Genomic DNA, 26,069 nt, shown 5'->3' on the forward strand with positions numbered 1-26,069 from the left:
CGAGCCGAGAAGCAGGGAACCAGCAATGCGACAGGTCACACGCGTCATCACGCGCAAGAGCATCATCACGGTCGCCGCGGCCGGCGGCATGATCGCCCTCGGCGGGGGTTACGCCCACGCCTCGTCCGGCGCGAGCGGCGCCGCGTCCGACTCGCCGGGCGTCGCGTCCGGCAACACCGTGCAGGTCCCGGTCCACGCGCCGGTGAACGTCTGCGGCAACACCGTCTCCGTCATCGGGCTGCTGAACCCGGCGTACGGCAACTCCTGTGCCAACCAGAGTGGTTCCGGCACTTCCGACACTCCTGACAGCCCCGGCGGTTACGGAGACGAGGGCTCGGGCGCCGACGGCCACACCTCCGACTCCCCGGGTGTGGGCTCCGGCAACACCGTCGAGGTCCCGATCGACGCGCCCGTCAACATCTGCGGGAACAGCGTCGACGGCGTCGGCGCCGGGAACGCGGCCTACGGCAACGACTGCGGCTACGGAGTCGAGCCGACGCACCCGGGACACCCCGGCACACCGGAGACCCCCGGCACCCCGAGCACGCCCCCCGGCGGCGAGGGCGAGCACCCGGGCACGCCGGAGACGCCCGGCACCCCCGGCGGCTCGCACGGGCCGAACACGCCCAGTACGCGCTCGATCACGCCGGACCGGCCCACCGAGGAGCTCGCCAGCACCGGTGCCGGCCCGCTCGGCCTGATCGTGCCCGCCGGCGCGGGCCTGCTCCTCGCCGGCTCCGTGATCTACCGCCGGGCCCGCAGCGCCGCGTAGCGGCGAGCCGGCGCACGAGAGAGCACGAGAAAGAAGGGGCCCCGCGGTCGCGGGGCCCCTTGCTCATGTCACCAGGTGGCGCGGAGCTGACGGATGATGCGGCGCTTCAGCCGCACCCTGCGGCTGCCGTCCCGGCGCAGGCTCAAGCGGTCCAACTCCCAGTGTCCGTACTCGGCATGGTCGGTCAGGAGCCGCGTCGTCTCCTTGCGGGAGACGCCACGCGGCACGTACACGTCGACAAATTCGTATTCCGGCATCGCATCTATTGTGCGGCCAAGGGCCAGGTACGGATAGCGTCTGTCCTATGTCTGATGCTGCGCAGCCCACCGCTGCCGAGGTACGCGCCGCCGCCGAGGCGGTCAAAGCCGCACTGGACCGTCACCTCGCGGCGGTCGAACGCCGCACCGGGGACGACGACCCGGCCGTCTACGAGGCCTTCAACGCGCTCGCCGCGGCGGCGGAGGCGTACGACGAGGCCCTCTACGACCGGTACGACGAGGTCACGCCCTTCGAGATCCCGGGCGCCGACGACTCCCTGCCGCCCTACGCGGGCCCGGAGGAGCCACATGCCCTCAGCGTGCTGATCCGCCGCGACTACGCCGTGGTGGAGCCGCAGCGCCTCATCGCCCAGGCCCGCCGGGTCACCGACCTGGACCGGGAGGAGGGCGCGGGGACCACGCACGCGGCACTCGGAATCGTGTTCGGCGAGTACGAACCTGACGAAATCGCGTCCCGGCACAAGGAATTCGGCCTGGAGGAGGGCGACTCCACCCTCTGGGTCGAGGCCGCCGACGACCTGCCCGAACCGGGGGAGTGGCTGAACGCCCCCTTCGACCAGGCCGACCCCGAGCACCTGGTGTGCCGCTTCGACATCAGCGCCGTCTTCGACGACGAGACGGACGAGGAGGAGCCGGAGGTCCGGGCCCGCCAGGCCTGAGCAAGGGCGATCCGGCCCCCGTACGCACAGGGCGCCCTCCCCGCGGCGAGCGGGGAGGGCGCCCTGTCCTCGTTCCGGGCCCCTGTCCGGGCGGCTACGCCTGGGGCTCGTCCTCGTGCAGCAGGACCTCCAGGAGGGGGCGCAGCCGGGTCGTGCGCTCCGGGTCGCGGCCCTCGGCCACCGCCCTCGGCAGCGCCTGCTCGACGCCGTGCACGACGGACAGATGGCGCTCCGCGCGCCCGAAGGCCGTGTAGACCCAGGAGCGGGTGAGGCCGCCGGCCGCGTCGCCGGGCAGCACCACGACCGCCGCGGGCCAGCGCACCCCGGCGGCCTGGTGCGCGGTGAGCGCCCAGCCGTGCCGCAGCGCGGACTCGACCCGCTCCTTCGGTACGACGACCCGCTCGCCCGCGCAGTCCAGGTGCAGGCCCTCGACGTCGGCCGAGACGACCGTGCCGGTCGCCGTACGGCCCGGGGCGGGGGAGTGGGCGACCCGGTCGCCCGGGTCGAAGCCGCCGAAGCGGCCGGGACCGGGGTTGAGGCGCTCCTTCAGTGCCGCGTTCAGCGCGCGGGTGCCCGCCGAGCCGCCGTGGCCCACCGTGATCACCTGGGTCTGCTCGGTCGGCACGCCGATGGCCCGCGGGATCGAGTCGGCGACCAGCTGCACCGTGCGGTGCACCGCCTCGCCGGCGTCCCGGACCGGGACGATCACGACCTCCTTGCCGGGCGCGGCCACCTGGTTCAGCTCGCCGACGCCGACGCCCGAGACGAGCTCGCCGACCGGGCCCGGGTCGGGCACGCGCGAGGCGATCTGCGGGGCGACCTTCGCCGCGAGCAGGTCGGCGAACACCCGGCCGGGGCCCGCCGCGCCCAGCACGTACGGATCGCCGCTGAGGACCAGCCGGCAGCCGTCCGGAAGCGCCTCGACCAGCGTGGCCGCGGTCTCCACGTCGAGCAGCGGCGCGTCCAGGACCACGAGCAGGTCCAGGGCGAGGGCGCCCTCGGCGTCCCGGCCCGGTCCGGCCGCGCCGGACAGCAGCACGGCCACGGGCAGGGCGCCGTCCCGCGCGGTGTGCGCCGCGAGCGCGACCCGCAGCCCGCGCGCGCGGGCGGCCTCGGCCAGGGCGGCCGGTTCGGCGCGGGCGGCCTCGCCGCCCGTGTGCAGCACGAGTCCGTGCGTCCCGGCGGCCCGGGCCAGCTCGGGGCCGTCCCACTCCGCCGTCCCGGCCGTGCGGATCAGCCGGGCGAGCCCGTCGGCGAGGCTCTCCTCCGCGAGCGCGTACCGCTCCAGGCCTAGCAGCACCGGCACCTCGGGCCCGGGGGCCGGCGCGGCGGCGGCCTCGTCCTCGCCCTCGACCGCGTCCTCCGGCTCCTCCTGCTCCTCTTCCTGGAAGACCAGCACCGCGGCCTCGGACACCGCCAGGTCGACGGCCTTGTCCGGCTCGGGCACCGACAGCTTGGCGAGGGCGTCCCGGACGGCGCCGATCTCCAGGGCGGTGTGGCCCTTGAGCGCCGCCTGCTCCAGGAGCCAGGCGGTGAGGGCCACCGCGCGGCGCGGGTCGGCGGGACCGCACTCCGCGCCGAGCAGCGCCCGGGCGAAGCCGTCGGCCTGCTCGGGGCGCACACCCGGCACCGCGAGCAGCTGCCAGGGGTCGTCCGCCAGCGCCCGGGCGGCGCCCTCGCCGAGCACGGCGGCCACCGGGGCGGCGAGCGTGTCGGGTGCCCCACCGCGCTGGAGGACCTGCCGGACGGCGGCCGTGGTCTCCTCGGTCACCACCGGGGCCTCGGGGGCCGGCGGGCGCACGGTCGTCTCCGGCGGCGCCGCCGGGGCGGTGCGCTCCGGCGTGGGCGCGGGAATCGGCGCCGCCGCCTGCGGGACGGAGACCGGCTTCTCGCCGCTCTCCACCGCGCGTACGGCGGCGAGCAGGTCGGCGGCGGTGCCCGTCAGCTTGCCGCCCGCCTCGACGGGAGCGCCCCGCTCGGCCTTGCGGCGCTCGATCTTCTCCCGCAGCTCCCGCTGCGCGGCCAGCTCGGCCTGCGCCTCGGACAGCCCGGGCGCGGCCTCCTGGGTGCCGGCCTCCTGGGTGCCGGCCTCCTCCGCCGTCCCGGACTGCTCCGGCTCCGGCTCCGCGCCCTCCGTCCGCTCGTCCGACTCCTCGTCGGCCGCGGGCTCCGCACCGGGTGCGTCGGGCGGCGCGACGGGCGCCTCCTGGGCGTCGGCGGTGGGCTCGGCGGCCTCGGGCGGCGCGGTGTCGCCGGAAGGCTCGGTCACAAGGTGCTCCAGTCGTGATCCGGATAGCGGTGCACGGGCGCCGACACGTCGTCGAGGGCCCGGCAGATCTCGTCAGGAAGACTAAGGCTCTCCACTGACAAAGCGGTCGCGAGCTGCTGCGCGTTGCGCGCGCCGACGACCGGGGCGGTGACCCCGGGGCGGTCGCGGACCCAGGCGAGCGCGACATGCAGCGGGGTGGTGGCGAGGCCGTCCGCGGCCGTGCGCACCGCGTCGACGATCCGGCTCGCCGTGTCGTCGAGATAGGGCTCGACGAAGGGAGCCAGGGCCTCCGAGCCGCCGCGCGAGTCGGCCGGGGTGCCGTGTCGGTACTTCCCCGTGAGCACCCCGCGCCCGAGCGGAGAGGAGGGCAGCAGCCCGATGCCGAGGTCGAGCGCGGCCGGCAGCACCTCGCGCTCGACGCCCCGCTGCAGCAGCGAGTACTCCATCTGCGTCCCGGCGAGGCGCGTCCGGTCCCCGGCCAGCTGCCAGGTGCCGGCCCTGGCGAGCTGCCAGCCGCAGAAGCCGGCCACCCCCACATAGCGCGCGCGGCCGGTGCGCACCGCGATGTCCAGGGCCTGCAGGGACTCCTCCATCGGGGTGTGGGGGTCGGGGGCGTGCAGCTGCCACAGGTCCACGTAGTCCGTGCCGAGCCGGGCGAGCGAGGCGTCGAGCGCGGCCAGCAGGTGCCCGCGCGAGCCGTCCGTGCGCCGGTCCGGGTCGGGCACGCTGCCGGCCTTGGTGGAGATCACCAGGTCCTGGCGCGGCACCAGGCCGGACCGCTCGTCGATCAGCCGCCCGAGCAGATACTCCGCCTCGCCGCCCCCGTACACGTCCGCGGTGTCCACGAGCGTGCCGCCCGCGTCCCAGAACGCCTTCAACTGCTCGGCCGCGTCGTGCTCGTCGGTGTCCCGGCCCCAGGTGAGGGTGCCGAGCCCGAGCCGGGACACGCGCAGGCCGGTACGTCCGAGATGCCTCTGCTCCATGGCCGCGAGATTACTGGCCACGGCACCACGCGGAGAGACCCTGTGGACAACCTGTCCACAGCCCACCCGTTCGAGGAGCCGGCACCCCCGCTCCGACCTGTCCCCGGTCGGCTCCTGACGAATGCCGGGGCCGCGCGCTAGAGTCCCTGCACAGGGACGTTACCGATGGGTAAGGGGTACGTGGCATGCGGCTCGGCATCAACCTCGGCTACTGGGGCGCGGGCATGGACGGCGACAACCTGGCCGTGGCCCAGGAGGCGGACCGCCTCGGCTACGACGTGTGCTGGGCGGCGGAGGCTTACGGCTCCGACGCCCCCACCGTGCTCTCCTGGGTCGCCGCCAAGACCGAGCGGATCGACGTCGGCTCGGCGATCATGCAGATCCCGGCCCGGCAGCCCGCGATGACGGCGATGACCGCCGCCACCCTCGACTCGCTCTCCGGCGGCCGCTTCCGGCTCGGCCTCGGCGTCTCGGGCCCGCAGGTCTCCGAGGGCTGGTACGGCGTCAAGTTCGACAAGCCGCTCGCCCGCACCCGCGAGTACGTCGAGATCGTCCGCAAGGCGATGACCCGCGAGCGCCTCACCCACCAGGGCGAGCACTGGACGCTGCCGCTGCCGGACGGCCCGGGCAAGCCGCTCAAGCTCACCGTCCACCCGACCCGCCCGCACATCCCGCTCTACATCGCGGCCATCGGCCCGAAGAACCTGGAGCAGACCGGCGAGATCGCCGACGGTGCCCTGCTCATCTTCCCGGCCGCCGAGCACCTGGAGGAGACCACGCTCCGCCACCTGCGCGCGGGCCGTGAGAAGGCCGGGCTGACGCTGGACGGCTTCGACGTCCACCCCACCCTGCCGATCGCCCTCGGCGACGACATCGACGCGCTCGCCGACATGTTCCGTCCCTACACCGCGCTGTACGTGGGCGGCATGGGCAGCCGCAAGCAGAACTTCTACAACCAGCTCGCCCAGCGGATGGGCTACGAGAAGGCCGCCGCCGAGATCCAGGACAAGTACCTGTCCGGCGACAAGCAGGGCGCCGCGGCGGCCGTGCCGCGGCAGCTGATCGACCAGACCGCGCTGCTCGGCGGCGTCGACCGGATCGCCGACCGGATGAAGGCCTACGCCTCCGCCGGAGTCACCACCCTGACGCTCTCCCCGGCCGGCTTCACGCTCGACGAGCGGATCGCGGCGCTGCGGGCGGGTGTGGAGGCCCTGGAGCGGGCCGGCCTCGCGTCGTAACGCGTCCTCGCGCGCCGTACGGAGCTCTGCGGCCGTGGTGGGGGCTCGGGGGTCTTCCCCGCCACGGCCGTCACGGAGCACAACGCGTGAGGGCGCCCGGGGTTACGCGCCCCCGCGCCCCGCGCGCCCGGCCCGGGCCCCGCGCGCTGCCTCGTTCGGCGCAGTCCGCGCCCTCCTCCTGTTGCCCGACCCCGCGCGGCGCACTTGACTCGTACTCCACGGGCGTGCGGAGTGCGGACGTCCGCATGGAGGTGGCAGGCATGCTCACGGCCAAAGGCCTGTTCCAGGAAATCATCGACAACGACGACTCCTTCCGGCTCTTCTGCTCCATCGCCGCCAGTGGCGAGGCCCAGGGCGGCTGGGAGAACGGCCGGATCGCGGCCCTCGTCCCCCCCGGCATGCGGGACATGGCTCCCAAGATCAGCCGGCACGGCGCCGACGAGGACAAGCACGGCCGGATCTTCAACGCCCTGCTGAAGAAGCGCGGCCTCGAACCGGTGCCCGTGCCGCCCGAGACCGACTACACGATGCTCCTGGAGCGGCGCGGGATCGGCCTGGCGCACGAGAAGCTGCGCCGTGACGAGCCGCTGACCGAGGAGGACATCGTCGTCTACCTCGCGCACAGCCGGGTCACCGAGCAGCGCGCCGCGGACCAGATGATCATGCTGGTCAGGTACTTCGGGGACCACCCCGAGCTCGGCAAGGCCATCCGCATGATCGACAACGACGAGACCAACCACCTCGCGTACTGCCACGAGGAGCTGCTGCGCCTCAACTACGAGGGGTACGGGCGGCTCATCCAGCGCACCCTCAGGGAGTCCGCGCTCGCCGAGATCCAGGTCTACCGCGACGTCAGCCTCGCCGTCATGAGCCACATGGGCCGCATCCTGCGCTGGCCGAAGGCCAGGGCCGCCACGCTCGCCGCAGGCATCCACGGGATGTACGCGTGGGAGCGCGCGGCCGGCTGGCACAAGATGGTGGACCTCAGGATGCCCGAGCGCCGGGACGCCCTCGGAGGTCCCGCCGCGCCCCTCCCGGCCTTCTGAGCCGGACGGCCGGTAAACCCCCGAACCTCCTGTAAACCCCGGATCCCCCCTGGGAATCCGGGTGATCCGGGAGATTCGCAGGATTCGCGGGATCACATCCAGCCGCGCCGCTTGAACAGCCGGTACAGACCCGTCACGATCCCCGCCATCAGCAGGATCACCGCCGGGTACGACCACACCCACCGCAGCTCCGGCATGTGGTCGAAGTTCATGCCGTAGATCCCCGCGACCATCGTGGGGACCGCGGCCATGGCCGCCCAGGCCGAGATCTTCCGCATGTCGTCGTTCTGCCGCACGCCCATCTGCGCCAGATGCGCCGACAGCACGTCCGAGAGCAGCCGGTCCAGGCCCTCGACCTGCTCGTTGGCGCGCAGCAGATGGTCCTGGACGTCGCGGAAGAACGGCATGGCCTTGTCGTGCACGAAGGGCACCGTGCCCGTCGCGAGCCGGGCCATCGGCGCGGTCAGCGGGCTCGCCGCCCGGCGGAACTCCAGGACCTGTCGCTTGGCCGTGTAGATCCGCTCCGCGGTCCGCTTCGGGCTGCCGCCGGACGGCGCGAAGACATCGGCCTCCAGCTCCTCCAGGTCGATCTGGAGCTCCCCGGCCACCTCGATGTAGTGGTCCACGACCGCGTCACAGATCGCGTACAGGACCGCGGTCGGCCCGTGCCGGAGCACGTCCGGTGTGGCCTCCATGCGCTTGCGCACGGCCGTCAGCGGGCTGCCCGCCCCGTGCCGTACGGTCACCACGAAGGAGTCGCCGACGAAGACCATCACCTCGTCCGAGCTGACCCGGTCGCTCTCCGGCTCGTACACCACCGGCTTGAGCACGACGAACAGGCAGTCGTCGTACACCTCCAGCTTGGGCCGCTGATGCGCCTTCAGGGCGTCCTCCACGGCCAGCGGGTGCAGCGCGAACTCCGAGGAGACATGGCCGAACTCGGCCTCGGTCGGCTCGTAGAGCCCCACCCACAGGAACGTGTCCCCGGTCGCCCGGGCCTCCGCCAGGGCGTCCGACAGGTCGGCGGGGCTCTCCATCCGTTGCCCGCGCCGATAGATGGCAGAGTCGACGATCACGGGCCGTATTCTCCCCCGCCCGTCGCCCGGGCGCACCCGCCGGCCGTCCCCACGCGCGCGTGCGGGCGCTTACGCTGGCCCCCATGGCCACCCTGATCCTCGTCCGGCACGGACGCTCCACCGCCAACACCTCCGGAGTGCTCGCCGGGCGGACGCCCGGGATCGCACTCGACGAGCGGGGCGCCGCGCAGGCCGCCGCCCTGCCCGGGCGGCTCGCCGGGGTGCCGCTCGCCGCCGTCGTCTCCAGCCCGCTCCAGCGCTGCCGGGAGACCGTGCGGCCGCTGCTCGACGCCCGCCCCGGGGTGCCGCTGCACACCGAGGAGCGGATCAGCGAGTGCGACTACGGCGACTGGTCCGGCCGCAAGCTCGCCGAGCTGATGGACGAGCCGCTGATGCAGGTGGTCCAGGGACACGCCTCGGCCGCCGCCTTCCCCGGCGGCGAGTCCATGCGCGCCATGCAGGCCCGCGCGGTGGACGCGGTGCGGGACTGGAACGCCCGGATCGAGGAGGAGCACGGCGAGGACGCCGTCTTCGCGATGTGCTCCCACGGCGACATCATCAAGGCGATCGTCGCCGACGCCCTCGGCCTCCACCTCGACCTCTTCCAGCGCATCCAGGTCGACCCCTGCTCGGTCACCGCGATCCGCTACACCCGGCTGCGGCCCTTTCTGCTGCGCCTCGGCGACACCGGCGACCTGTCCGGCCTCGCCCCGCGCGAGACACCGGCCGGCGAGGGGGCGGCGGAGGTCGGGGGCGGTGCGGGCGCACCGTGATCCATCCGCGCAGTAGGGTGGACGCGCCGCGGTAGACCGCTGCGCGCGACCGCCGACGGCAGCGGCACCCGCCCACGGCAGCGGCATCCGCCCACGGCCGTGGCAGCACAGTCGAGACAGTCGAGACCCGAGGGAGTCAGGAACGTGTCCCGTCAGGTGTTCCTCTACGACCCGCCGGAGCGGTTCGTGGCCGGCACGGTCGGGCTGCCTGGCCGCCGTACGTTCTTCCTGCAGGCGTCCGCGGCCGGCCGCGTCACCAGCGTCGCCCTGGAGAAGACACAGGTCGCGGCCCTCGCCGAGCGGATCGACGAACTGCTCGACGAGGTCGTGCGCCGCACCGGCGGCAACGCCCCGGTGCCGGCCGTCGCCCCCGCCGAGATCGCGGACACCGCCCCGCTGGACACCCCCGTCGAGGAGGAGTTCCGGGTCGGCACCATGGCGCTCGCCTGGGACGGCGAGGAACAGCGCATGATCGTCGAGGCGCAGGCGCTCGTCGAGCTCGACGCGGACTCCGAGGAGGACCTCGCCGAGGCCGAGGAGCGGCTGCTCCAGGACGAGGAGAACGGCCCGCCGATGCTGCGGGTCCGGCTCAGCGGCGCGCAGGCCCGGGCCTTCGCCAAGCGCGCCCTCGACGTGGTCAACGCCGGCCGCCCGCCGTGCCCGCTGTGCAGCCTCCCGCTCGACCCCGAGGGCCATGTCTGCCCCCGCCAGAACGGATACCGTCGCGGCGCATGAGCGGCCAGGGGACCCCGAGTGCCATCGAACTGCTCGCCGCGGGGGAGCTGACCGTCGTCGGCCGGGTCCGTGAGGCGTCCAACGCGGTGCTGTTCTGCTCCGTCGCGTACGAGGGCGAGCGGGCGGACTGCGTCTACAAGCCGGTCGCGGGGGAGCGCCCGCTGTGGGACTTCCCGGACGGCACCCTCGCCCAGCGCGAGGTGGCCGCATTCGAGTTGTCCGAGGCGACCGGCTGGGGTCTGGTCCCGCCGACCGTGCTCCGGGACGGGCCGTACGGCGAGGGCATGGTCCAGCTGTGGGTCGAGCCCGACCCCTCGGCCCAGCTGCTCGCGCTCGTCGAGGACGACGAGCCGGGCGAAGGCTGGAGGGCGGTGGGGCCCGCGCAGATCGCCGAGGACCGCACCGCGCTGCTCGTGCACGCCGACACCCCCGAGCTGCGCCGGCTCGCCGTCCTGGACGCCGTCATCAACAACGGCGACCGCAAGGGCGGGCATCTCCTGCCCGCGCCGGACGGGCGCCTGTACGGGATCGACCACGGCGTCTCGTTCCATGTCGAGGACAAGCTGCGCACGCTGCTGTGGGGCTGGGCGGGCGAGGACCTGACGGACGAGGCCGTGACGGTCCTCACTCGTCTGTACGCACTGCTCGCGCCCGGCACTCCGCTGGCGGAACGGCTCGGCGCGCTGCTGACCGAGGCCGAGGTGGCCGCACTGCGGGAGCGGGTGGCCGTGCTGCGTGGGACCGGGCGGCATCCCGTACCGTCGGGGCAGTGGCCCGCCATTCCCTGGCCCCCGGTGTAGCGAACCGGCCGGCTTCGAACGGTGGCCGATGCTTTTCGGTCAACCTTCCCAAGGCCCGGAACACCCCCCGGGGGTATGTGTCGCCATGCATGAGAGCGGGTGAGAGCGCAAGACCGCCTCCTCGGCCAAGATCCTGGATGCGGTTCGTATCCGGAACACCTGTCCGGTTACGCTCAGGACATGCATGCCTGGCCCGCTTCTGAGGTCCCCGCCCTGCCCGGCAAGGGCCGCGACCTCCGGATTCACGACACCGCGACCGGCGGGCGAGTGACCCTCGCCCCCGGCCCCGTCGCCCGCATCTACGTCTGCGGCATCACGCCGTACGACGCGACCCACATGGGTCACGCGGCGACCTACAACGCGTTCGACCTCGTTCAGCGCGTGTGGCTCGACACCAAGCGGCAGGTCCACTACGTCCAGAACGTCACCGACGTGGACGATCCCCTCCTGGAGCGGGCGCTCCGCGACGGCATCGACTGGGTCGGGCTCGCCGAGCGCGAGACCGCCCTGTTCCGGGAGGACATGACCGCCCTGCGGATGCTGCCCCCGCAGCACTACATCGGCGCGGTCGAGGCGATACCCGGCATCGTCCCGCTCGTCGAGCGGCTGCGGGACTCCGGTGCCGCCTACGAGCTCGACGGCGACATCTACTTCTCCGTCGAGGCCGACCCGCACTTCGGCCAGGTGTCGAACTACGACACCGAGCTGATGCGCCACCTGTCCGCCGAGCGCGGCGGCGACCCGGACCGCCCGGGCAAGAAGAACCCGCTCGACCCGATGCTGTGGATGGCCGCCCGTGACGGCGAGCCGAGCTGGGACGGCGCCAGCCTCGGCCCCGGCCGCCCCGGCTGGCACATCGAGTGCGTCGCCATCGCCCTCGACCACCTCGGCATGGGCTTCGACGTGCAGGGCGGCGGCTCCGACCTGATCTTCCCGCACCACGAGATGGGCGCCTCCCACGCCCAGACCCTCACCGGCGAGTTCCCCATGGCCAAGGCGTACGTGCACGCCGGCATGGTCGCCCTCCACGGCGAGAAGATGTCCAAGTCCAAGGGCAACCTGGTCTTCGTCTCCACCCTGCGCAAGGAGGGCGTCGACCCGGCCGCCATCCGGCTCGCCCTGCTCTCGCACCACTACCGGGCCGACTGGGAGTGGACCGACCAGGTGCTCCAGGACGCCGAGGCGCGCCTGGGCCACTGGCGCGCCGCCGTCTCGCGCCCCGACGGCCCGTCCGCCGACGCGCTCGTCGAGGAGATCCGCGAGGCGCTCTCCGACGACCTGGACGCCCCGGCCGCGCTCGCCGCGGTCGACCGCTGGGCCGCCCTCCAGGAGGCCGACGGCGGCACCGACGAGTCCGCCCCCGGCCTCGTCTCCCGCGCCGTCGACGCCCTTCTCGGCGTCGCCCTGTAGCGGTCCGCCCGCGCAACGTCCGTTCACGCAACCTCCGTTCACGCAACCGCCCTCGGACTTCCCGCGAAGTCCGAGGGCGGTTGCGTTCTGCCTCTGGTCGGATGCTTGAATCTGCGCTAAGAACGCCACATGCAATCATCAATGCGCATGAGAGCTGCCATCGGTGGTGCCATGCTCGGGCTGCTCGCGGTCTTCGCGGGCCCCGGAAGCACGGCGTCCGCCGTCCCCACCGACACCACGGTGGGCGACCTCACCGGCTTCGCCGACGACGGAGCCGACCGAGGCGTCTACCGGCTCACCGCCGGCCGCGCCGAGGCCCGGGTCAGCTTCGTCACCGACGAGACCTTCCGCCTCGAACTCGCCCCCGACGGAAAGTTCACCGACCCCACCGGACAGGACATCGTCCAGCCGCAGGGCCCGCCGCCCGCCACCCACTGGACCGACCGCGGCGACCGCTACGAGCTGAGCACCGCACAGGTCACCCTGCGCGCCTACAAGTCGCCCCTGCGCTTCGCCGCGTACCGCGCCGACGGCACCCCGCTGTGGTCCGAGACCCGAGGCCTCACCTGGAACCAGGACCGCACCGTCCAGACCCTCGCCCGCGGCGCCGACGAGCAGTTCTACGGCGCCGGCATGCAGAACGGGCGCGGCAACACCTCGCACCGCGGCAAGACCGTCGAGGTCGGCGTCGACTACAACTGGAACGACGGCGGCCACCCCAACTCCGTCCCGTTCTACCTCTCCTCCGCCGGCTACGGCGTCTACCGCAACACCTACGCCCCCAACACCTACGCGTTCGGCGAGCCCGTCACCACCAGCGCCCGCGAACAGCGCTTCGACGCCTACTACTTCGCCGGCGACGGCGACGACGCGGTCAAGGACGTCATCGGCCAGTACACCGCGCTCACCGGCAAGCCCTTCCTGCCGCCCGTGTACGGTCTGGAGATCGGCGACGCCGACTGCTACCTGCACAACGCCAACCGCGGCGAACGCCACACCCTCGACGCCCTGAAGATCGCCGACGGCTATGTGCAAAACGACATGCCCAACGGCTGGATGCTCGTCAACGACGGCTACGGCTGCGGCTACGAGGACCTCGCCGAGACCGCCCAGGGCCTCCAGGCCCGCGGCACCCGGCTCGGCCTGTGGACCGAGGACGGCATCGACCGGCTCGGCGAGCAGGTGAAGGCCGGCCAGCGGGTCGCCAAGCTCGACGTGGCCTGGGTCGGCGCCGGCTACAAGTTCGCCCTCGACGGCTGCAAGGGCGCCTACGCCGGCATCGAGGCCAACTCCGACGCCCGCGGCTTCACCTGGGCCCCCGAGAGCTGGTCCGGCGCGCAGCGCTGCGGCGTCCAGTGGTCCGGCGACCAGTCCGGCAGCTGGGAGTACATCCGCTGGCAGATCCCCACCTACGCCGGCGCATCGATGTCCGGCCTCGCCTACACCACCGGCGACGTCGACGGCATCTTCGGCGGCAGCCCCAAGACGTACACCCGCGACCTGCAGTGGAAGACCTTCCTCCCGGTCACCATGACCATGGACGGCTGGGCCGCCCAGGACAAGCAGCCCTTCCGCCAGGGCGAGCCCTACGTCTCGGTCAACCGGGCCTCCCTCAAGCTCCACGAGGCGCTGCTGCCGTACATCTACTCGCACGCCCACCAGGCCACGAAGACCGGCGTCGGCCTCGCCCGCCCGCTCGCCCTCGAACACCCCGACGACCCGGTGGCCGCCTCCGACGCCGCGAAGTACGAGTTCCTCAGCGGCGAGGACTTCCTCGTCGCGCCCGTCTACCAGGACGCCGTAGAGCGCGACGGTATCTATCTCCCCAAGGGCACCTGGATCGACTACTGGAACGGACGCACCTACCAGGGCCCGGTCACCCTGAACGACTACAGCGCCCCGCTCGACACCCTGCCCGTGTTCGTCCGGGCCGGCGCCGTCGTCCCGATGTGGCCCGGAGGCATCCGCTCGTACACCGACCGCAAGCCCGGCGACCCGATCGCCTGGGACGTCTACCCGCAGGGCGACTCCTCCTTCGAGCTGTACGAGGACGACGGCGTCACCCGCGAGCACCGCGGCGGCCGGTACGCCACCCAGCGGGCCGAGGTCACCGCGCCCGAGCGCGGCGCCGGCGACGTGACCGTGCGGATCGGCGCGAGCACCGGCACGTACACCGGCAAGCCGGCCGCCCGGCCGTACCTCTTCACCGTCCACACCGGCGACGCGCCCGGCGCCGTGACCCTCGCCGGCCGCGCCCTGCCCCGCCACACCACCGAGGCCGCCTTCGAGGCCGCCGAACAGGGCTGGTGGTACGACCGGGACGATCGCGGCGGAGTGGTGCGGGTCAAGACCGCCGCCCAGCGCACCGACCGACCCTTCACCCTGCTCCTCGCCGGCACCAGCGCCGTCGGCGGCGCACAGCCCGGGGCCACGGCGACCCTCGCCGCGCCGGCCGCCCAGGAGCTGGGCGCGGGCATGCCCGGCACCGTCGCCGTGGACGTCACCGCCGGCGACCGGGACGCCACCGGGGCCGAGGTCGCACTGACCGTCCCGGCCGGCTGGCAGACCACCCCGGCCACCCCGATCGCCCGGATCCCGGCCGGCACCACCCGCCGGGTGGAGGTCGCCGTCACGCCCGCCCGGGACGCCCTGCCCGGCGAGGTCACGCTCACCGCGAGCGTCCGGCACCGCGCCGCCGGCACCGACCGGACCGCGGCCCAGCGGTTCGCGGTCGGCGTGATGCCGCCCCCGCCGACCGCCCCCGCCTGGGCGAGCGACCTCGTCTGGCTGAAGTCGTCCAACGGCTGGGGACCGCCCGAACGCGACCGCTCCAACGGCGAGTCGGGCGCCGCCGACGGACACCCCCTCACCCTGGCCGGGCAGACCTACGAGAAGGGCGTCGGCGCGCACGCCGACTCCGACATCGAGGTCTACCTCGGCGGCCGGTGCACCTCCTTCACCGCCGATGTCGGCATCGACGACGAGATCAACGGCTACGGCGAGGTGGCCTTCTCCGTGGAGGCCGACGGCACGGTGCTGTGGACCTCGCCCCGGCTGACCGGGGCCTCCGCCACCGTCCCGGTGGACGTCGACGTGACCGGCGCCCGCCACGTACACCTGCGGATCACCGACACCAACGGCTCCAAGAGCGGTGACCACGGCGACTGGGCGGGCGCGCGGTTCGACTGCGCCTGAGCCCGGAACGCGTACGGGAGGGGTGGCCGCGCCACCCCTCCCGTACGGCCGCTCAGTCCTCCTCGGACCCCTCGCCGCTCTGGCCGCTCTCGCCGTCCTGGTCGGCCGGCGGTTCCGGCTCCGTGCCCGGGACCGCCTCGGGACCCGGTTGCTGGGGCTTCGGCGGGCGGGTCCGCTCGCTCGGGGCGTCCCGCAGGTACGAGGCGTCGCCGCCCTCCGTCGCCACGCCCTGGCCCGGCCCCTGACCGGGCTCGCGACGGCGCAGATAGCGCTCGAACTCGCGGGCGATGGCCTCGCCGGAGGCCTCCGGCAGCTCCGCCGTGTCCCGCGCCTCCTCCAGGGTCTGCACGTACTCGGCGACCTCGCTGTCCTCGGCCGCCAGCTGGTCCACGCCCACCTGCCAGGCACGCGCGTCCTCGGGCAGCTCGCCCAGCGGGATGCGCAGCCCGAGCAGGTCCTCCAGGCGGTTGAGCAGCGCGAGCGTCGCCTTCGGGTTCGGCGGCTGCGACACGTAGTGCGGCACCGCCGCCCACAGGCTCACGGCCGGGACACCGGCGTGCGTGCAGGCCTCCTGGAGGATGCCGACGATGCCCGTCGGGCCCTCGTAGCGGGTCTCCTCCAGGTCCATCGTGCGGGCCAGATCGGGGTCGGAGGTGACACCGCTGACCGGTACCGGACGGGTGTGCGGGGTGTCGCCGAGCAGCGCGCCCAGGATCACCACCATCTCCACGCCCAGCTCGTGCGCGAAGCCGAGCAGCTCGTTGCAGAACGAACGCCAGCGCATCGACGGCTCGATCCCGCGTACCAGGACCAGGTCACGGGGCTTCTCGCCGCCGATCCGCACCACCGAGAGCCGGGTCGTCGGCCAGGTGATCTTCCGGACGCCGCCGTCCATCCACACCGTGGGACGGTTGACCTGGAAGTCGTAGTAGTCCTCGGCGTCGAGCGCCGCGAACACCTCGCCCTTCCACTCCCGGTCCAGATGGGCGACCGCGGCGGAGGCGGCGTCACCGGCGTCGTTCCACCCCTCGAACGCGGCCACCATGACCGGGTCGATCAGCTCGGGAACCCCCTCGAGCTCGATCACCCAGCGCCTCCTTCGTCGAAGTTCCTGTCGTACGGACCAACCCTATGCCTTCCGGGCGCCGCGTCGGCCTTGATCGACTACCCAGGAACCGGCCTCCGCACACGGGGCATACGCGTAAGGGGCGGCCTCCGTGGGAGACCGCCCCTTACCCAGGCGCGCTCTACCTGCGCAGCATGTCCTCGACCTTGCCGCGGATCTCGTCGTTCGCGAGACCGCGGATGGTCAGGGTGGTGCGGCGGCGCAGCACGTCGTCCGCGGTCTCGGCCCACTCGTGGTCGCGGGCGTAGGCGACCTGGGCCCAGATCTCGGGGGCGTCGGGGTGGACGCGCTCGGCGAGCTCGGGGTTCTCGTTGGCCATGCGGGCGATGTCGAAGGCCAGCGAGCCGTAGTGGGTGGCGAGGTGCTTGGCGGTGTCGGCGGACATCCGCGGGCCGGGCGCCGGGCCGTCCACGAGCAGCCGGTGGGCCACCGCGTTCGGGTTGGCGATGCCGGGCAGCGGCAGCCGCTTCGGCAGCGTCGACACCGGCTCGTAGTCCTCGCCGAGCGGGTGGCCCGGCAGCGACTCCAGCTTCTTCATGATGGTGCGGCCGATGTGCCGGAAGGTGGTCCACTTGCCGCCGGCCACCGACAGCATGCCGCCGCGGCCCTCGGTGACCACCGTCTCGCGCTTGGCCTTCGAGGTGTCGCCCGGACCGCCCGGGAGCACCCGCAGACCGGCGAAGGCGTAGGTGATCAGGGAGCGGTCGAGCTGCTGGTCGCGGATCGAGAAGGCGGCCTCGTCCAGGATCTGGGCTATGTCCTTGTCGTTGACCGCGACCTCGCCCGGCTCGCCCTCGTACTCCTCGTCGGTGGTGCCGAGCAGGAGCATGTCCTCCCAGGGGAGGGCGAAGGTGATCCGGTACTTGTCGATCGGGGTGGCGAGCGCGGCCTTCCAGGGGGAGGTGCGCTTGAGGACCAGGTGCGCGCCCTTGGAGAGGCGGATGGAGGGGGCCGCGTTCGGGTCCTCCATCCTGCGCAGGTGGTCGACCCACGGGCCGGTGGCGTTGAGCACCAGGCGGGCGTCGACGCCGAACTCCTCGCCGGACAGGCGGTCGCGGAGCTCGGCGCCGGTGACCCGGCCCCGGGTGAAGCGCAGACCGGTGACCTCGGCGTGGTTGAGGACGACCGCGCCGGCGTCGACGGCGGCGCGCACCGTCATCAGCGCCATGCGGGAGTCGTTCATCTGGTCGTCGCCGTAGACGGCGACCGCCTTGAGGTTGTCGGTGCGCAGCTCCGGCACGTCCTGGGCGGCCTTGGCGGGGCTCAGCAGGTGCCCGACGCCGTCGCCGAACGCGGACAGCGCGCTGTAGGCGAAGACACCGGCGCCGAGCTTGGCCGCGCCGTGCGGGCCGCCCTTGTAGACGGGCAGGTAGAAGGTGAGCGGGTTGGACAGGTGGGGGGCCACCTGACGGGAGACCGCGCGCCGCTCGAAGTGGTTCTCCGCGACGAGCTTGACCGCGCCGGTCTGCAGGTAGCGCAGACCGCCGTGGAGCAGCTTGGAGGAGGCGGAGGAGGTGGCGCCGGCGAAGTCGCCGGCGTCCACCAGGGCCACCCGCAGCCCGGACTGCGCGGCGTGCCAGGCGGTGGAGATGCCCAGGATGCCGCCGCCGATCACCAGGAGGTCGTACGTCGCCTTGGACAGCTGCTCCCTGGTCTCGGCGCGCGTCGGAAGGGAACCGGCAGCCGGGTGCATCCCCAGGGAGGGGAGGCTCTGCAGGGTGGTCATCGCGAATTGCTCCTCGTCAGTTCTCTTCTGCTTCGATCCAGCCCATGGAGCGCTCTACGGCCTTGAGCCAGTTCTTGTACTCGCTGTCGCGCTTGTCGGCGTCCATGCGAGGGGTCCATTCGGCGGCCCGGCGCCAGTTGGCGCGCAGGGCGTCGGTGTCCGGCCAGAAGCCGACGGCCAGACCGGCGGCGTAGGCGGCGCCGAGGCAGGTGGTCTCGGCGACCATCGGGCGCACCACGGGGGCGTCCAGGAAGTCCGAGAGGGTCTGCATCAGCAGGTTGTTGGAGGTCATGCCGCCGTCGACCTTGAGGGCGGTCAGCTCGACGCCCGAGTCCTTGGTCATGGCGTCGGTGATCTCGCGGGTCTGCCAGGCGGTGGCCTCGAGCACGGCACGGGCGATGTGCGCCTTGGTGACGTAGCGGGTGAGGCCGGCGATCACACCGCGGGCGTCGGAACGCCAGTACGGGGCGAACAGCCCGGAGAAGGCCGGGACGAAGTAGGCGCCGCCGTTGTCCTCGACGGAGGAGGCGAGCGTCTCGATCTCGGCCGCGGACTTGATCAGACCCATCTGGTCGCGCATCCACTGCACGAGCGAGCCGGTGACGGCGATCGAGCCCTCCAGGGCGTAGACCGGCTTCTGGTCGCCGATCTGGTAGCCGACCGTGGTCAGCAGGCCGCTGTAGGAGTTGATGATCTTGTCGCCGGTGTTCATCAGCATGAACGTTCCGGTGCCGTACGTGGACTTGGCCTCGCCCTCGGCGAAACAGGTCTGGCCGAACAGGGCGGCCTGCTGGTCGCCCAGCGCGGAGGCGACCGGGACGCCGTCGAGGACGCCGCCCTTGACCGTGCCGTACACCTCGGCGGAGGAACGGATCTCCGGCAGCACCTCGGCCGGGATCTCCATGGACTGCAGGATCTTGTCGTCCCAGCCCATGGTGTGCAGGTTCATCAGGAGGGTGCGCGAGGCGTTGGTGACGTCGGTGACGTGCACGCCGCCCTCGGTGCCGCCGGTCAGGTTCCAGATGACCCAGGAGTCCATGGTGCCGAAGAGGATGTCGCCGCGCTCGGCGCGCTCGCGCAGGCCCTCGACGTTGTCCAGCAGCCAGCGGACCTTGGGGCCGGAGAAGTACGAGGCGAGGGGCAGGCCGGTCTCGCGGCGGAAGCGGTCCTGGCCGACGTTGCGGCCGAGCTCCTTGCACAGGGCGTCGGTGCGGGTGTCCTGCCACACGAGCGCGTTGTGCACCGGCTCACCGGTGTTCTTGTCCCACATCAGCGTGGTCTCGCGCTGGTTGGTGATGCCGATCGCCTTGACGTCGGCGGCGGTGATGCCCGCCTTGGCGATGGCGCCGGCGACGACCTCCTGGACGTTGGTCCAGATCTCGGTGGCGTCGTGCTCGACCCAGCCCGGCTTCGGGAAGATCTGCTCGTGCTCCTTCTGGTCGACGGAGACGATGCGTCCGTCCTTGTCGAAGACGATGCAGCGCGACGAGGTGGTGCCCTGGTCGATGGCGGCGATGAACGGGCCGGCGGTGTGGGCGTCGGTCACGGTGTACTCCAAGGGAAGTCTGGAAGAAGGACGGCTCAGGCGAACACGAGGTTGTAGATACCCGCGGCGATGGCGCCGCCGATCAGCGGACCGGCGACCGGGATCCAGGCGTAGCTCCAGTCGGAGCCGCCCTTGTTCGGCAGCGGGAGAAGGGCGTGCACGATGCGCGGACCGAGGTCGCGGGCCGGGTTGATGGCGTAGCCGGTCGGGCCGCCGAGCGAGAGGCCGATGGACACCACGACGAAGGCGGTGATCAGGGCGCCGATGACGCCGAGGCCCTTGCCGCTGTCGTTGAGGCCCTGGGTGAGCACGGCGAGCACGAGCACCACGGTGCCGATGATCTCGGTGGCCAGGTTCTGCCAGGTGTTACGGATCTCCGGGCCGGTGGAGAAGATGCCGAGCACCGGGCCCGGGCCCTCGACCGGCTTCTCGCCGACCGTCTCGGGGTCGGTGAGGTGCGACTGGAACTGCCCGTAGTAGGTGATCCAGACCAGCGCCGCGCCGATCATGGCGCCGAGCATCTGACCGGCGATGTACACCGGAACGTTGCTCCAGTCGCCGTCCTTGATCGCTATGCCGATCGTGACGGCGGGGTTCAGATGGGCGCCGGAGAGGGAAGCGGTCATGTAGACCGCCGTCATGACGGCGAAGCCCCACCCGAAGGTGATCGCGAGCCAGCCCGCGTTGCGGGCCTTCGAGTTCTTGAGCGTCACGGCGGCGCAGACACCGCCGCCGAGCAGGATGAGTACGGCGGTACCGATGGTCTCGCCGATGAAGATGTCGGAGCTGGACACCCGCGACTCCTTTGTCCTTCGTCCAGGGGAAGGCGAACCACGGGTGACTCCGGTGGTTCGCGCCCTCAGGTGAGGGCGTTGCCGGCCCTTGGCACTGTCACACCTTAGCGCGTATTGCCGGTAGCTGTTCGACAATGCCGACCGATGAACGGAAGTTTTGCGCCAGGGTTAACAGCGCGTCAAGGGTCGCGGGAACGAAAAACCCGCCGATAACGCGATCGTTACCGACGGGTTCAGGCGTGCTCGGGCGCAGCCGCCCGGCACGGTCAGAAGCGGCCCGCCCCCAGGTCGCGGGAGACCGCGCGGGCGCAGTCCCGCACGGCGGCCACGAGCTCCGAGCGGAGCTCCCCGCCCGCGCAGACCCGCTCCACGGCGCCCGTGATGGCCACCGCGCCCACCGGCATCCGGCGCCGGTCGTGGATCGGGGCGGCCACCGAGGCCACGCCCTCCCAGGTCTCCTCCACGTCCGCCGCCCAGCCGCGCGCCCGGGTCATGTCGAGCAGCGTCTCGAAGTCCGCGAGCTCCGTGACCGTACGGGGCGTGAAGGGCTCCCGCTCGATCTCCAGGGCCTCGGTGTGCGCCACCGGGTCGTAGGCCGAGAGCACCTTGCCCAGGGCCGTGGAGTGCAGTGGCTGCATGGCGCCCACCTCCAGGACCTGACGGCTGTCGTCGGGCCGGAAGACGTGGTGGACGATCAGTACGCCGCTCTGGTGGAGCACGCCGAGGTGGACGCTCTCGCCGCTGGACCGGGCCAGGTCGTCCGTCCACACCAGGGCCCGCGCACGCAGCTCGTGCACGTCCAGATAGCTGTTGCCCAGGCGCAGCAGCTCCGCGCCCAGCTGATAGCGGCCCGAGGCCGGGTCCTGCTCCACGAAGCCCTCGGCCTGGAGGGTGCGCAGGATGCCGTGCGCCGTTCCCTTGGCGAGCCCGAGGGAGGAGGCGATGTCGGACAGGCCGAGCCGGCGCTCGCCGCCCGCGAGCAGTCGCAGCATCGCCGCCGCCCGTTCAAGCGACTGGATGTTCTTCGCCATCGCCCGGCCTTTCTCCTCACATGCTGTTCGACAATGCTGAACACTATCGGTCGATGTCGACCTTGTGTCACACCTGACAGTGTCGGACATGAACGGGCCGGACCGGGAGTCCCCGGACACAGGATGCCGTCCACCTGCTGGAACCCCATGTCCACCCCGCCCCTCGCACGGCTACGCTGGGCCCGTGCACCCTCTGCCGAGGGCGCAAAGCCGACAGCCGTCGCACTCCAGGGAGCCCCATCCATGGCCTCGTCGCCGACCCCTTCCACCGCATCCGCGACCGCCGCCCAGCGGGCCGACGCCCTCCGCGAGGCCCTCGCCTCCCGGGTCGTCGTCTCCGACGGCGCGATGGGCACCATGCTCCAGGCACAGGACCCCTCCTTGGAGGACTTCCAGAACCTGGAGGGCTGCAACGAGATCCTGAACGTCTCCCGCCCGGACATCGTCCGCTCGGTCCACGACGCCTATCTCGCGGTCGGCACCGACTGCGTCGGCACCAACACCTTCAACTGCAACTTCTCCGCGCTCGGCGAGTACGACATCGCCCACCGCATCCAGGAGCTCTCCGAGGCCGGCGCCCGGCTCGCCCGCGAGGTCGCCGACGAGTACACCGAGCGGACCGGACAGCAGCGCTGGGTGCTCGGCTCCATGGGTCCCGGCACCAAGCTGCCGACCCTCGGCCACGTCGAGTACGCCACCATCCGCGACGCCTACCAGCGGAACGCCGAGGGCCTCCTCGCCGGCGGTGTCGACGCGCTGCTCGTCGAGACCACCCAGGACCTCCTCCAGACCAAGGCCGCGGTCATCGCGGCCCACCGCGCCATGGAGATCGCCGGCTACACCGTCCCGCTGATCACCTCGGTCACCGTGGAGACGACCGGCACCATGCTGCTCGGCTCCGAGATCGGCGCGGCCCTGACGGCCCTGGAGCCGCTCGGCATCGACATGATCGGCATGAACTGCGCCACCGGCCCCGCCGAGATGAGCGAGCACCTGCGCTACCTCGCCCGGCACTCCGGCATCGCGCTCTCCTGCATGCCGAACGCCGGTCTGCCGGTCCTGACGAAGGACGGCGCGCACTACCCCCTGTCCCCGGCGGAGCTGGCCGACGCCCACGAGACCTTCGTGGCCGAGTACGGCCTCTCGCTGGTCGGCGGCTGCTGCGGTACGACTCCGGAGCACCTGCGGCAGGTCGTGGAGCGGGTCCGCGGGGTCGTCCCGCCGGTGCGGGTGCCGCATCCGGAGCCGGGCGCCGCCTCGCTGTACCAGACGGTGCCGTTCCGGCAGGACACCTCGTACCTGGCCATCGGCGAGCGGACGAACGCGAACGGTTCGAAGAAGTTCCGTGAGGCCATGCTGGAGGGCCGCTGGGACGACTGTGTGGAGATGGCGCGCGACCAGATCCGCGAGGGCGCCCACATGCTCGACCTGTGCGTCGACTACGTCGGTCGTGACGGTGTCGCGGACATGAAGGAGCTGGCGGGTCGTTTCGCCACCGCCTCCACCCTCCCGATCGTGCTCGACTCCACCGAGGTGGACGTCATCGAGGCGGGTCTGGAGAAGCTGGGCGGCCGGGCCGTCATCAACTCCGTCAACTACGAGGACGGCGACGGGCCCGAGTCGCGGTTCGCCAAGGTCACGCGCCTGGCGAAGCAGCACGGCGCGGCGCTGATCGCGCTGACGATCGACGAGAAGGGCCAGGCCCGGACGGTCGAGGACAAGGTCGCGATCGCCGAGCGGATCATCGAGGACCTGACCGGCGACTGGGGCATCCTCGAGTCCGACATCCTCATCGACACCCTGACGTTCACCATCTGCACCGGCCAGGAGGAGTCCCGGGGCGACGGTGTCGCGACGATCGAGGCGATCCGCGAGCTCAAGCGCCGCCACCCCGACGTCCAGACCACCCTCGGCCTCTCCAACATCTCCTTCGGCCTGAACCCGGCCGCCCGCATCCTGCTCAACTCCGTCTTCCTCGACGAGTGCGTGAAGGCCGGTCTGGACTCGGCGATCGTGCACGCCTCGAAGATCCTGCCGATCGCCCGCTTCGACGACGAGCAGGTGACCACCGCCCTCGACCTGATCTACGACCGGCGCAGCGAGGGCTACGACCCGCTGCAGAAGCTGATGGCCCTCTTCGAGGGCGCCACGGCGAAGTCGCTGAAGGCCGGCAAGGCCGAGGAGCTGGCCGCCCTCCCGCTGGAGGAGCGGCTCAAGCGGCGGATCATCGACGGTGAGAAGAACGGCCTGGAGGCGGACCTCGACGAGGCCCTGACCACCACCCCGGCCCTCGACATCGTCAACAACACGCTCCTCGACGGCATGAAGGTCGTCGGCGAGCTGTTCGGCTCCGGCCAGATGCAGCTGCCGTTCGTGCTCCAGTCCGCCGAGGTCATGAAGACGGCGGTGGCCCACCTCGAACCGCACATGGAGAAGACCGACGCGGACGGCAAGGGCACCATCGTGCTCGCGACCGTGCGCGGCGACGTGCACGACATCGGCAAGAACCTCGTCGACATCATCCTGTCGAACAACGGCTACAACGTGGTCAACCTGGGCATCAAGCAGCCCGTCTCCGCGATCCTGGAGGCCGCCGAGGAGCACTCCGCCGACGTCATCGGCATGTCCGGTCTCCTGGTGAAGTCGACCGTGATCATGAAGGAGAACCTGGAGGAGCTCAACCAGCGCGAGCTGGCGGCCAAGTACCCGGTGATCCTCGGCGGCGCCGCCCTCACCCGCGCCTACGTCGAACAGGACCTCCACGAGATCTACCAGGGCGAGGTCCGCTACGCCCGCGACGCCTTCGAGGGCCTGCGCCTCATGGACGCCCTCGTCGCCGTGAAGCGGGGCGTCCCCGGAGCCGTACTCCCCGAGCTGAGGCAGCGACGGGTCGCCGCGAGCTCCGCCACCCTCCAGGTCGACGAGCCGGAGCCCGGCGGCCGTTCCGACGTGGCCGTCGACAACCCCGTGCCCACCCCGCCGTTCTGGGGCACCCGCGTCGTCAAGGGCATCCCGCTGAAGGACTACGCCTCCTGGCTCGACGAGGGCGCGCTCTTCAAGGGCCAGTGGGGCCTGAAGCAGAACCGGGCCGGCGACGGGCCGTCGTACGAGGAACTGGTGGAGACCGAGGGCCGGCCGCGGCTGCGCGGCTGGCTGGACCGGCTGCACACGGAGAACCTGCTCGAAGCGGCCGTCGTCCACGGCTACTTCCCGTGCGTGTCCAAGGGCGACGACCTGATCATCCTGGACGAGGCGGGCAACGAGCGCACCCGCTTCACCTTCCCGCGCCAGCGGCGCGGCCGCCGCCTCTGCCTGGCGGACTTCTTCCGGCCGGAGGAGTCCGGCGAGACCGACGTCGTCGGCCTCCAGGTCGTCACCGTCGGCTCCAGGATCGGCGAGGCCACCGCCGAGCTCTTCGCCTCCGACTCCTACCGCGACTACCTGGAACTCCACGGCCTGTCCGTGCAGCTGGCCGAGGCCCTGGCCGAGTACTGGCACGCGCGCGTGCGTGCCGAGCTGGGCTTCGGCGGCGAGGACCCCCAGGACATCCGGGACATGTTCGACCTCAAGTACCGCGGCGCGCGGTTCTCGCTCGGCTACGGCGCGTGCCCCGACCTGGAGGACCGGGCCAAGATCGCCGAACTGCTCCGGCCGGAGCGGATCGGCGTGCACCTCTCCGAGGAGTTCCAGCTGCACCCCGAGCAGTCCACGGACGCCATCGTCATCCATCACCCGGAGGCGAAGTACTTCAACGCTCGGTAATCGGGGCAGGAGTAAATCCATGCGTTCGATGTGAACCGGACGTACACTGGTCGGTCCAGTGCAGGCCGGTCGCCACCCCCGTACCGGGGAGGGTGACCGGCCTCTTCGTCCCTTCGTGGAGGTGTGCCGGATGACCAGTACGGTCCCCGCGTCCCTGTCCCGTGCCAACGGCAGCCCCGCGCTGCAGGCGGTCTTCCTCGACATGGACGGCACCCTCGTCGACACCGAGGGCTTCTGGTGGGACGCGGAGGTGGAGGTCTTCGCGGACCTCGGGCACCGGCTCGACGAGTCCTGGCGGGACGTCGTGGTCGGCGGCCCCATGACCCGCAGTGCCGGCTATCTGATCGAGGCCACCGGGGCCGACATCACCCTGGAAGAGCTCACCGTGCTGCTCAACGAGAAGTTCGAGCTGCGCATCGACCGCGGCGTGCCGCTGATGCCCGGCGCCGACCGGCTGCTCACCGAGCTGGCCCGGCACAACATCCCCACCGCCCTGGTCTCCGCCTCGCACCGGCGGATCATCGACCGGGTGCTCGCCTCGCTGGGCCGCGACCGCTTCGCGCTGACCGTCGCGGGCGACGAGGTGGCCCGTACCAAGCCGCACCCGGAGCCGTATCTGACCGCCGCCCGGGGCGTGGGCGCCGACCCCCTGCTGTGCGCCGTCGTCGAGGACACCGCGACCGGTGTCGCCGCCGCCGAGGCGGCCGGCTGCCGGGTCGTCGCCGTGCCCTCCGTCGCCCCCATCGCGCCCTCCGCGGGCCGCGTCGTCGTGCGCTCCCTGGAAGACGTCGACGTGCCCTTCCTGCGCACCCTGATCATCTAGGGCGTGTCCGCAGGGACCGCGCGGCGG

General features: G+C 72.3%; 20 protein-coding genes. 11 read left to right on the plus strand and 9 right to left on the minus strand.

Annotated elements, in window-relative coordinates; genetic code table 11:
* The first annotated feature begins 25 nt into the window (after window positions 1-25).
* Complete coding sequence (locus AB0M18_RS06155; protein WP_365755619.1) at window positions 26-772, plus strand: chaplin family protein; 747 nt, start codon at window positions 26-28, stop codon at window positions 770-772.
* A gap of 68 nt (window positions 773-840) precedes the next feature.
* Here the strand turns inward: AB0M18_RS06155 and AB0M18_RS06160 are convergent, their stop codons facing one another.
* Window positions 841-1,029: a DUF5703 family protein gene (locus AB0M18_RS06160; protein ID WP_365755620.1), complete on the minus strand. Its 189-nt coding sequence runs from the start codon at window positions 1,027-1,029 to the stop codon at window positions 841-843.
* Between the two features lie 47 nt (window positions 1,030-1,076).
* Here AB0M18_RS06160 and AB0M18_RS06165 point away from each other — a divergent pair, with 47 nt between their 5' ends.
* Window positions 1,077-1,709 (plus strand): hypothetical protein, encoded by a 633-nt coding sequence (locus tag AB0M18_RS06165; protein WP_365755621.1) that lies wholly within the window; start codon window positions 1,077-1,079, stop codon window positions 1,707-1,709.
* A gap of 94 nt (window positions 1,710-1,803) precedes the next feature.
* On the opposite strand, the gene AB0M18_RS06170 is transcribed toward AB0M18_RS06165, so the two are convergent.
* A complete protein-coding gene (locus tag AB0M18_RS06170; protein WP_365755622.1) occupies window positions 1,804-3,978 on the minus strand; it encodes a helix-hairpin-helix domain-containing protein in 2,175 nt (724 codons plus the stop codon).
* Window positions 3,975-4,961: an aldo/keto reductase gene (locus tag AB0M18_RS06175; RefSeq protein ID WP_365755623.1), complete on the minus strand. Its 987-nt coding sequence runs from the start codon at window positions 4,959-4,961 to the stop codon at window positions 3,975-3,977. The genes AB0M18_RS06170 and AB0M18_RS06175 overlap by 4 nt, the downstream gene beginning before the upstream one ends.
* A gap of 185 nt (window positions 4,962-5,146) precedes the next feature.
* On the opposite strand from AB0M18_RS06175, the gene AB0M18_RS06180 reads away from it, so the two are divergent.
* Window positions 5,147-6,199, plus strand: a complete 1,053-nt coding sequence (locus tag AB0M18_RS06180) for an LLM class F420-dependent oxidoreductase (protein ID WP_365755625.1) — start codon at window positions 5,147-5,149, stop codon at window positions 6,197-6,199.
* 260 nt (window positions 6,200-6,459) lie between these two features.
* On the plus strand, window positions 6,460-7,245 hold the full coding sequence (locus tag AB0M18_RS06185; protein ID WP_365755626.1) for a ferritin-like domain-containing protein: 786 nt from the start codon (window positions 6,460-6,462) through the stop codon (window positions 7,243-7,245).
* Between the two features lie 92 nt (window positions 7,246-7,337).
* Here AB0M18_RS06185 and corA read toward each other — a convergent pair whose 3' ends face one another.
* Window positions 7,338-8,330 (minus strand): magnesium/cobalt transporter CorA, encoded by a 993-nt coding sequence (gene corA, locus AB0M18_RS06190; RefSeq protein ID WP_365755872.1) that lies wholly within the window; start codon window positions 8,328-8,330, stop codon window positions 7,338-7,340.
* A gap of 74 nt (window positions 8,331-8,404) precedes the next feature.
* Here corA and AB0M18_RS06195 point away from each other — a divergent pair, with 74 nt between their 5' ends.
* The 5 genes from AB0M18_RS06195 (at window position 8,405) to AB0M18_RS06215 (ending at window position 15,234) form a co-directional block, all read left to right on the plus strand.
* On the plus strand, window positions 8,405-9,094 hold the full coding sequence (locus AB0M18_RS06195) for a histidine phosphatase family protein (RefSeq protein ID WP_365755627.1): 690 nt from the start codon (window positions 8,405-8,407) through the stop codon (window positions 9,092-9,094).
* 144 nt (window positions 9,095-9,238) lie between these two features.
* Entirely contained in the window at window positions 9,239-9,829 is a 591-nt protein-coding gene (locus AB0M18_RS06200) for a DUF3090 domain-containing protein (RefSeq protein WP_365755628.1), read from the plus strand.
* Window positions 9,826-10,629: an SCO1664 family protein gene (locus AB0M18_RS06205; protein ID WP_365755629.1), complete on the plus strand. Its 804-nt coding sequence runs from the start codon at window positions 9,826-9,828 to the stop codon at window positions 10,627-10,629. The genes AB0M18_RS06200 and AB0M18_RS06205 overlap by 4 nt, the downstream gene beginning before the upstream one ends.
* A gap of 180 nt (window positions 10,630-10,809) precedes the next feature.
* Window positions 10,810-12,039 carry a cysteine--1-D-myo-inosityl 2-amino-2-deoxy-alpha-D-glucopyranoside ligase gene (mshC, locus tag AB0M18_RS06210; protein ID WP_365755630.1) on the plus strand — a complete coding sequence of 410 codons (1,230 nt, stop codon included), beginning with the start codon at window positions 10,810-10,812 and terminating at the stop codon, window positions 12,037-12,039.
* Between the two features lie 129 nt (window positions 12,040-12,168).
* On the plus strand, window positions 12,169-15,234 hold the full coding sequence (locus AB0M18_RS06215; protein ID WP_365755631.1) for an NPCBM/NEW2 domain-containing protein: 3,066 nt from the start codon (window positions 12,169-12,171) through the stop codon (window positions 15,232-15,234).
* A gap of 52 nt (window positions 15,235-15,286) precedes the next feature.
* On the opposite strand, the gene AB0M18_RS06220 is transcribed toward AB0M18_RS06215, so the two are convergent.
* The 5 genes from AB0M18_RS06220 to AB0M18_RS06240 form a co-directional block, all read right to left on the minus strand.
* A complete protein-coding gene (locus AB0M18_RS06220; protein WP_365755632.1) occupies window positions 15,287-16,321 on the minus strand; it encodes a PAC2 family protein in 1,035 nt (344 codons plus the stop codon).
* Window positions 16,322-16,481: 160 nt separating this feature from the next.
* Window positions 16,482-18,086, minus strand: coding sequence for a glycerol-3-phosphate dehydrogenase/oxidase (locus tag AB0M18_RS06225; protein ID WP_365755633.1), 1,605 nt, complete (start codon window positions 18,084-18,086; stop codon window positions 16,482-16,484).
* Between the two features lie 16 nt (window positions 18,087-18,102).
* Window positions 18,103-19,632 carry a glycerol kinase GlpK gene (gene glpK, locus AB0M18_RS06230; RefSeq protein ID WP_365755634.1) on the minus strand — a complete coding sequence of 510 codons (1,530 nt, stop codon included), beginning with the start codon at window positions 19,630-19,632 and terminating at the stop codon, window positions 18,103-18,105.
* 35 nt (window positions 19,633-19,667) lie between these two features.
* A complete protein-coding gene (locus AB0M18_RS06235; protein WP_365755635.1) occupies window positions 19,668-20,426 on the minus strand; it encodes an MIP/aquaporin family protein in 759 nt (252 codons plus the stop codon).
* Window positions 20,427-20,692: 266 nt separating this feature from the next.
* The gene (locus AB0M18_RS06240) at window positions 20,693-21,457 is read right to left on the minus strand and encodes an IclR family transcriptional regulator (protein ID WP_365755636.1); all 765 of its coding nucleotides are present in this window, start codon (window positions 21,455-21,457) and stop codon (window positions 20,693-20,695) included.
* A gap of 243 nt (window positions 21,458-21,700) precedes the next feature.
* On the opposite strand from AB0M18_RS06240, the gene metH reads away from it, so the two are divergent.
* Window positions 21,701-25,219 (plus strand): methionine synthase, encoded by a 3,519-nt coding sequence (gene metH / locus AB0M18_RS06245; RefSeq protein ID WP_365755637.1) that lies wholly within the window; start codon window positions 21,701-21,703, stop codon window positions 25,217-25,219.
* Between the two features lie 130 nt (window positions 25,220-25,349).
* The gene (locus AB0M18_RS06250; protein ID WP_365755638.1) at window positions 25,350-26,042 is read left to right on the plus strand and encodes an HAD family phosphatase; all 693 of its coding nucleotides are present in this window, start codon (window positions 25,350-25,352) and stop codon (window positions 26,040-26,042) included.
* The last annotated feature ends 27 nt before the right edge of the window (window positions 26,043-26,069 follow it).

Source organism: Streptomyces sp. NPDC051909 (genome assembly GCF_040681095.1).
In the GTDB taxonomy this organism is placed as follows: domain Bacteria; phylum Actinomycetota; class Actinomycetes; order Streptomycetales; family Streptomycetaceae; genus Streptomyces.

Bases quoted from the DNA above. Each gene is read 5' to 3' on its own strand.
- AB0M18_RS06155 (WP_365755619.1), top strand. From the start codon at position 26: ATGCGACAGGTCACACGCGTCATCACGCGCAAGAGCATCATCACGGTC.
- AB0M18_RS06160 (WP_365755620.1), bottom strand. From the start codon at position 1,029: ATGCCGGAATACGAATTTGTCGACGTGTACGTGCCGCGTGGCGTCTCC.
- AB0M18_RS06165 (WP_365755621.1), top strand. From the start codon at position 1,077: ATGTCTGATGCTGCGCAGCCCACCGCTGCCGAGGTACGCGCCGCCGCC.
- AB0M18_RS06175 (WP_365755623.1), bottom strand. From the start codon at position 4,961: ATGGAGCAGAGGCATCTCGGACGTACCGGCCTGCGCGTGTCCCGGCTC.
- AB0M18_RS06180 (WP_365755625.1), top strand. From the start codon at position 5,147: ATGCGGCTCGGCATCAACCTCGGCTACTGGGGCGCGGGCATGGACGGC.
- AB0M18_RS06185 (WP_365755626.1), top strand. From the start codon at position 6,460: ATGCTCACGGCCAAAGGCCTGTTCCAGGAAATCATCGACAACGACGAC.
- AB0M18_RS06195 (WP_365755627.1), top strand. From the start codon at position 8,405: ATGGCCACCCTGATCCTCGTCCGGCACGGACGCTCCACCGCCAACACC.
- AB0M18_RS06205 (WP_365755629.1), top strand. From the start codon at position 9,826: ATGAGCGGCCAGGGGACCCCGAGTGCCATCGAACTGCTCGCCGCGGGG.
- mshC (WP_365755630.1), top strand. From the start codon at position 10,810: ATGCATGCCTGGCCCGCTTCTGAGGTCCCCGCCCTGCCCGGCAAGGGC.
- AB0M18_RS06215 (WP_365755631.1), top strand. From the start codon at position 12,169: ATGCAATCATCAATGCGCATGAGAGCTGCCATCGGTGGTGCCATGCTC.
- AB0M18_RS06225 (WP_365755633.1), bottom strand. From the start codon at position 18,086: ATGACCACCCTGCAGAGCCTCCCCTCCCTGGGGATGCACCCGGCTGCC.
- AB0M18_RS06240 (WP_365755636.1), bottom strand. From the start codon at position 21,457: ATGGCGAAGAACATCCAGTCGCTTGAACGGGCGGCGGCGATGCTGCGA.
- metH (WP_365755637.1), top strand. From the start codon at position 21,701: ATGGCCTCGTCGCCGACCCCTTCCACCGCATCCGCGACCGCCGCCCAG.
- AB0M18_RS06250 (WP_365755638.1), top strand. From the start codon at position 25,350: ATGACCAGTACGGTCCCCGCGTCCCTGTCCCGTGCCAACGGCAGCCCC.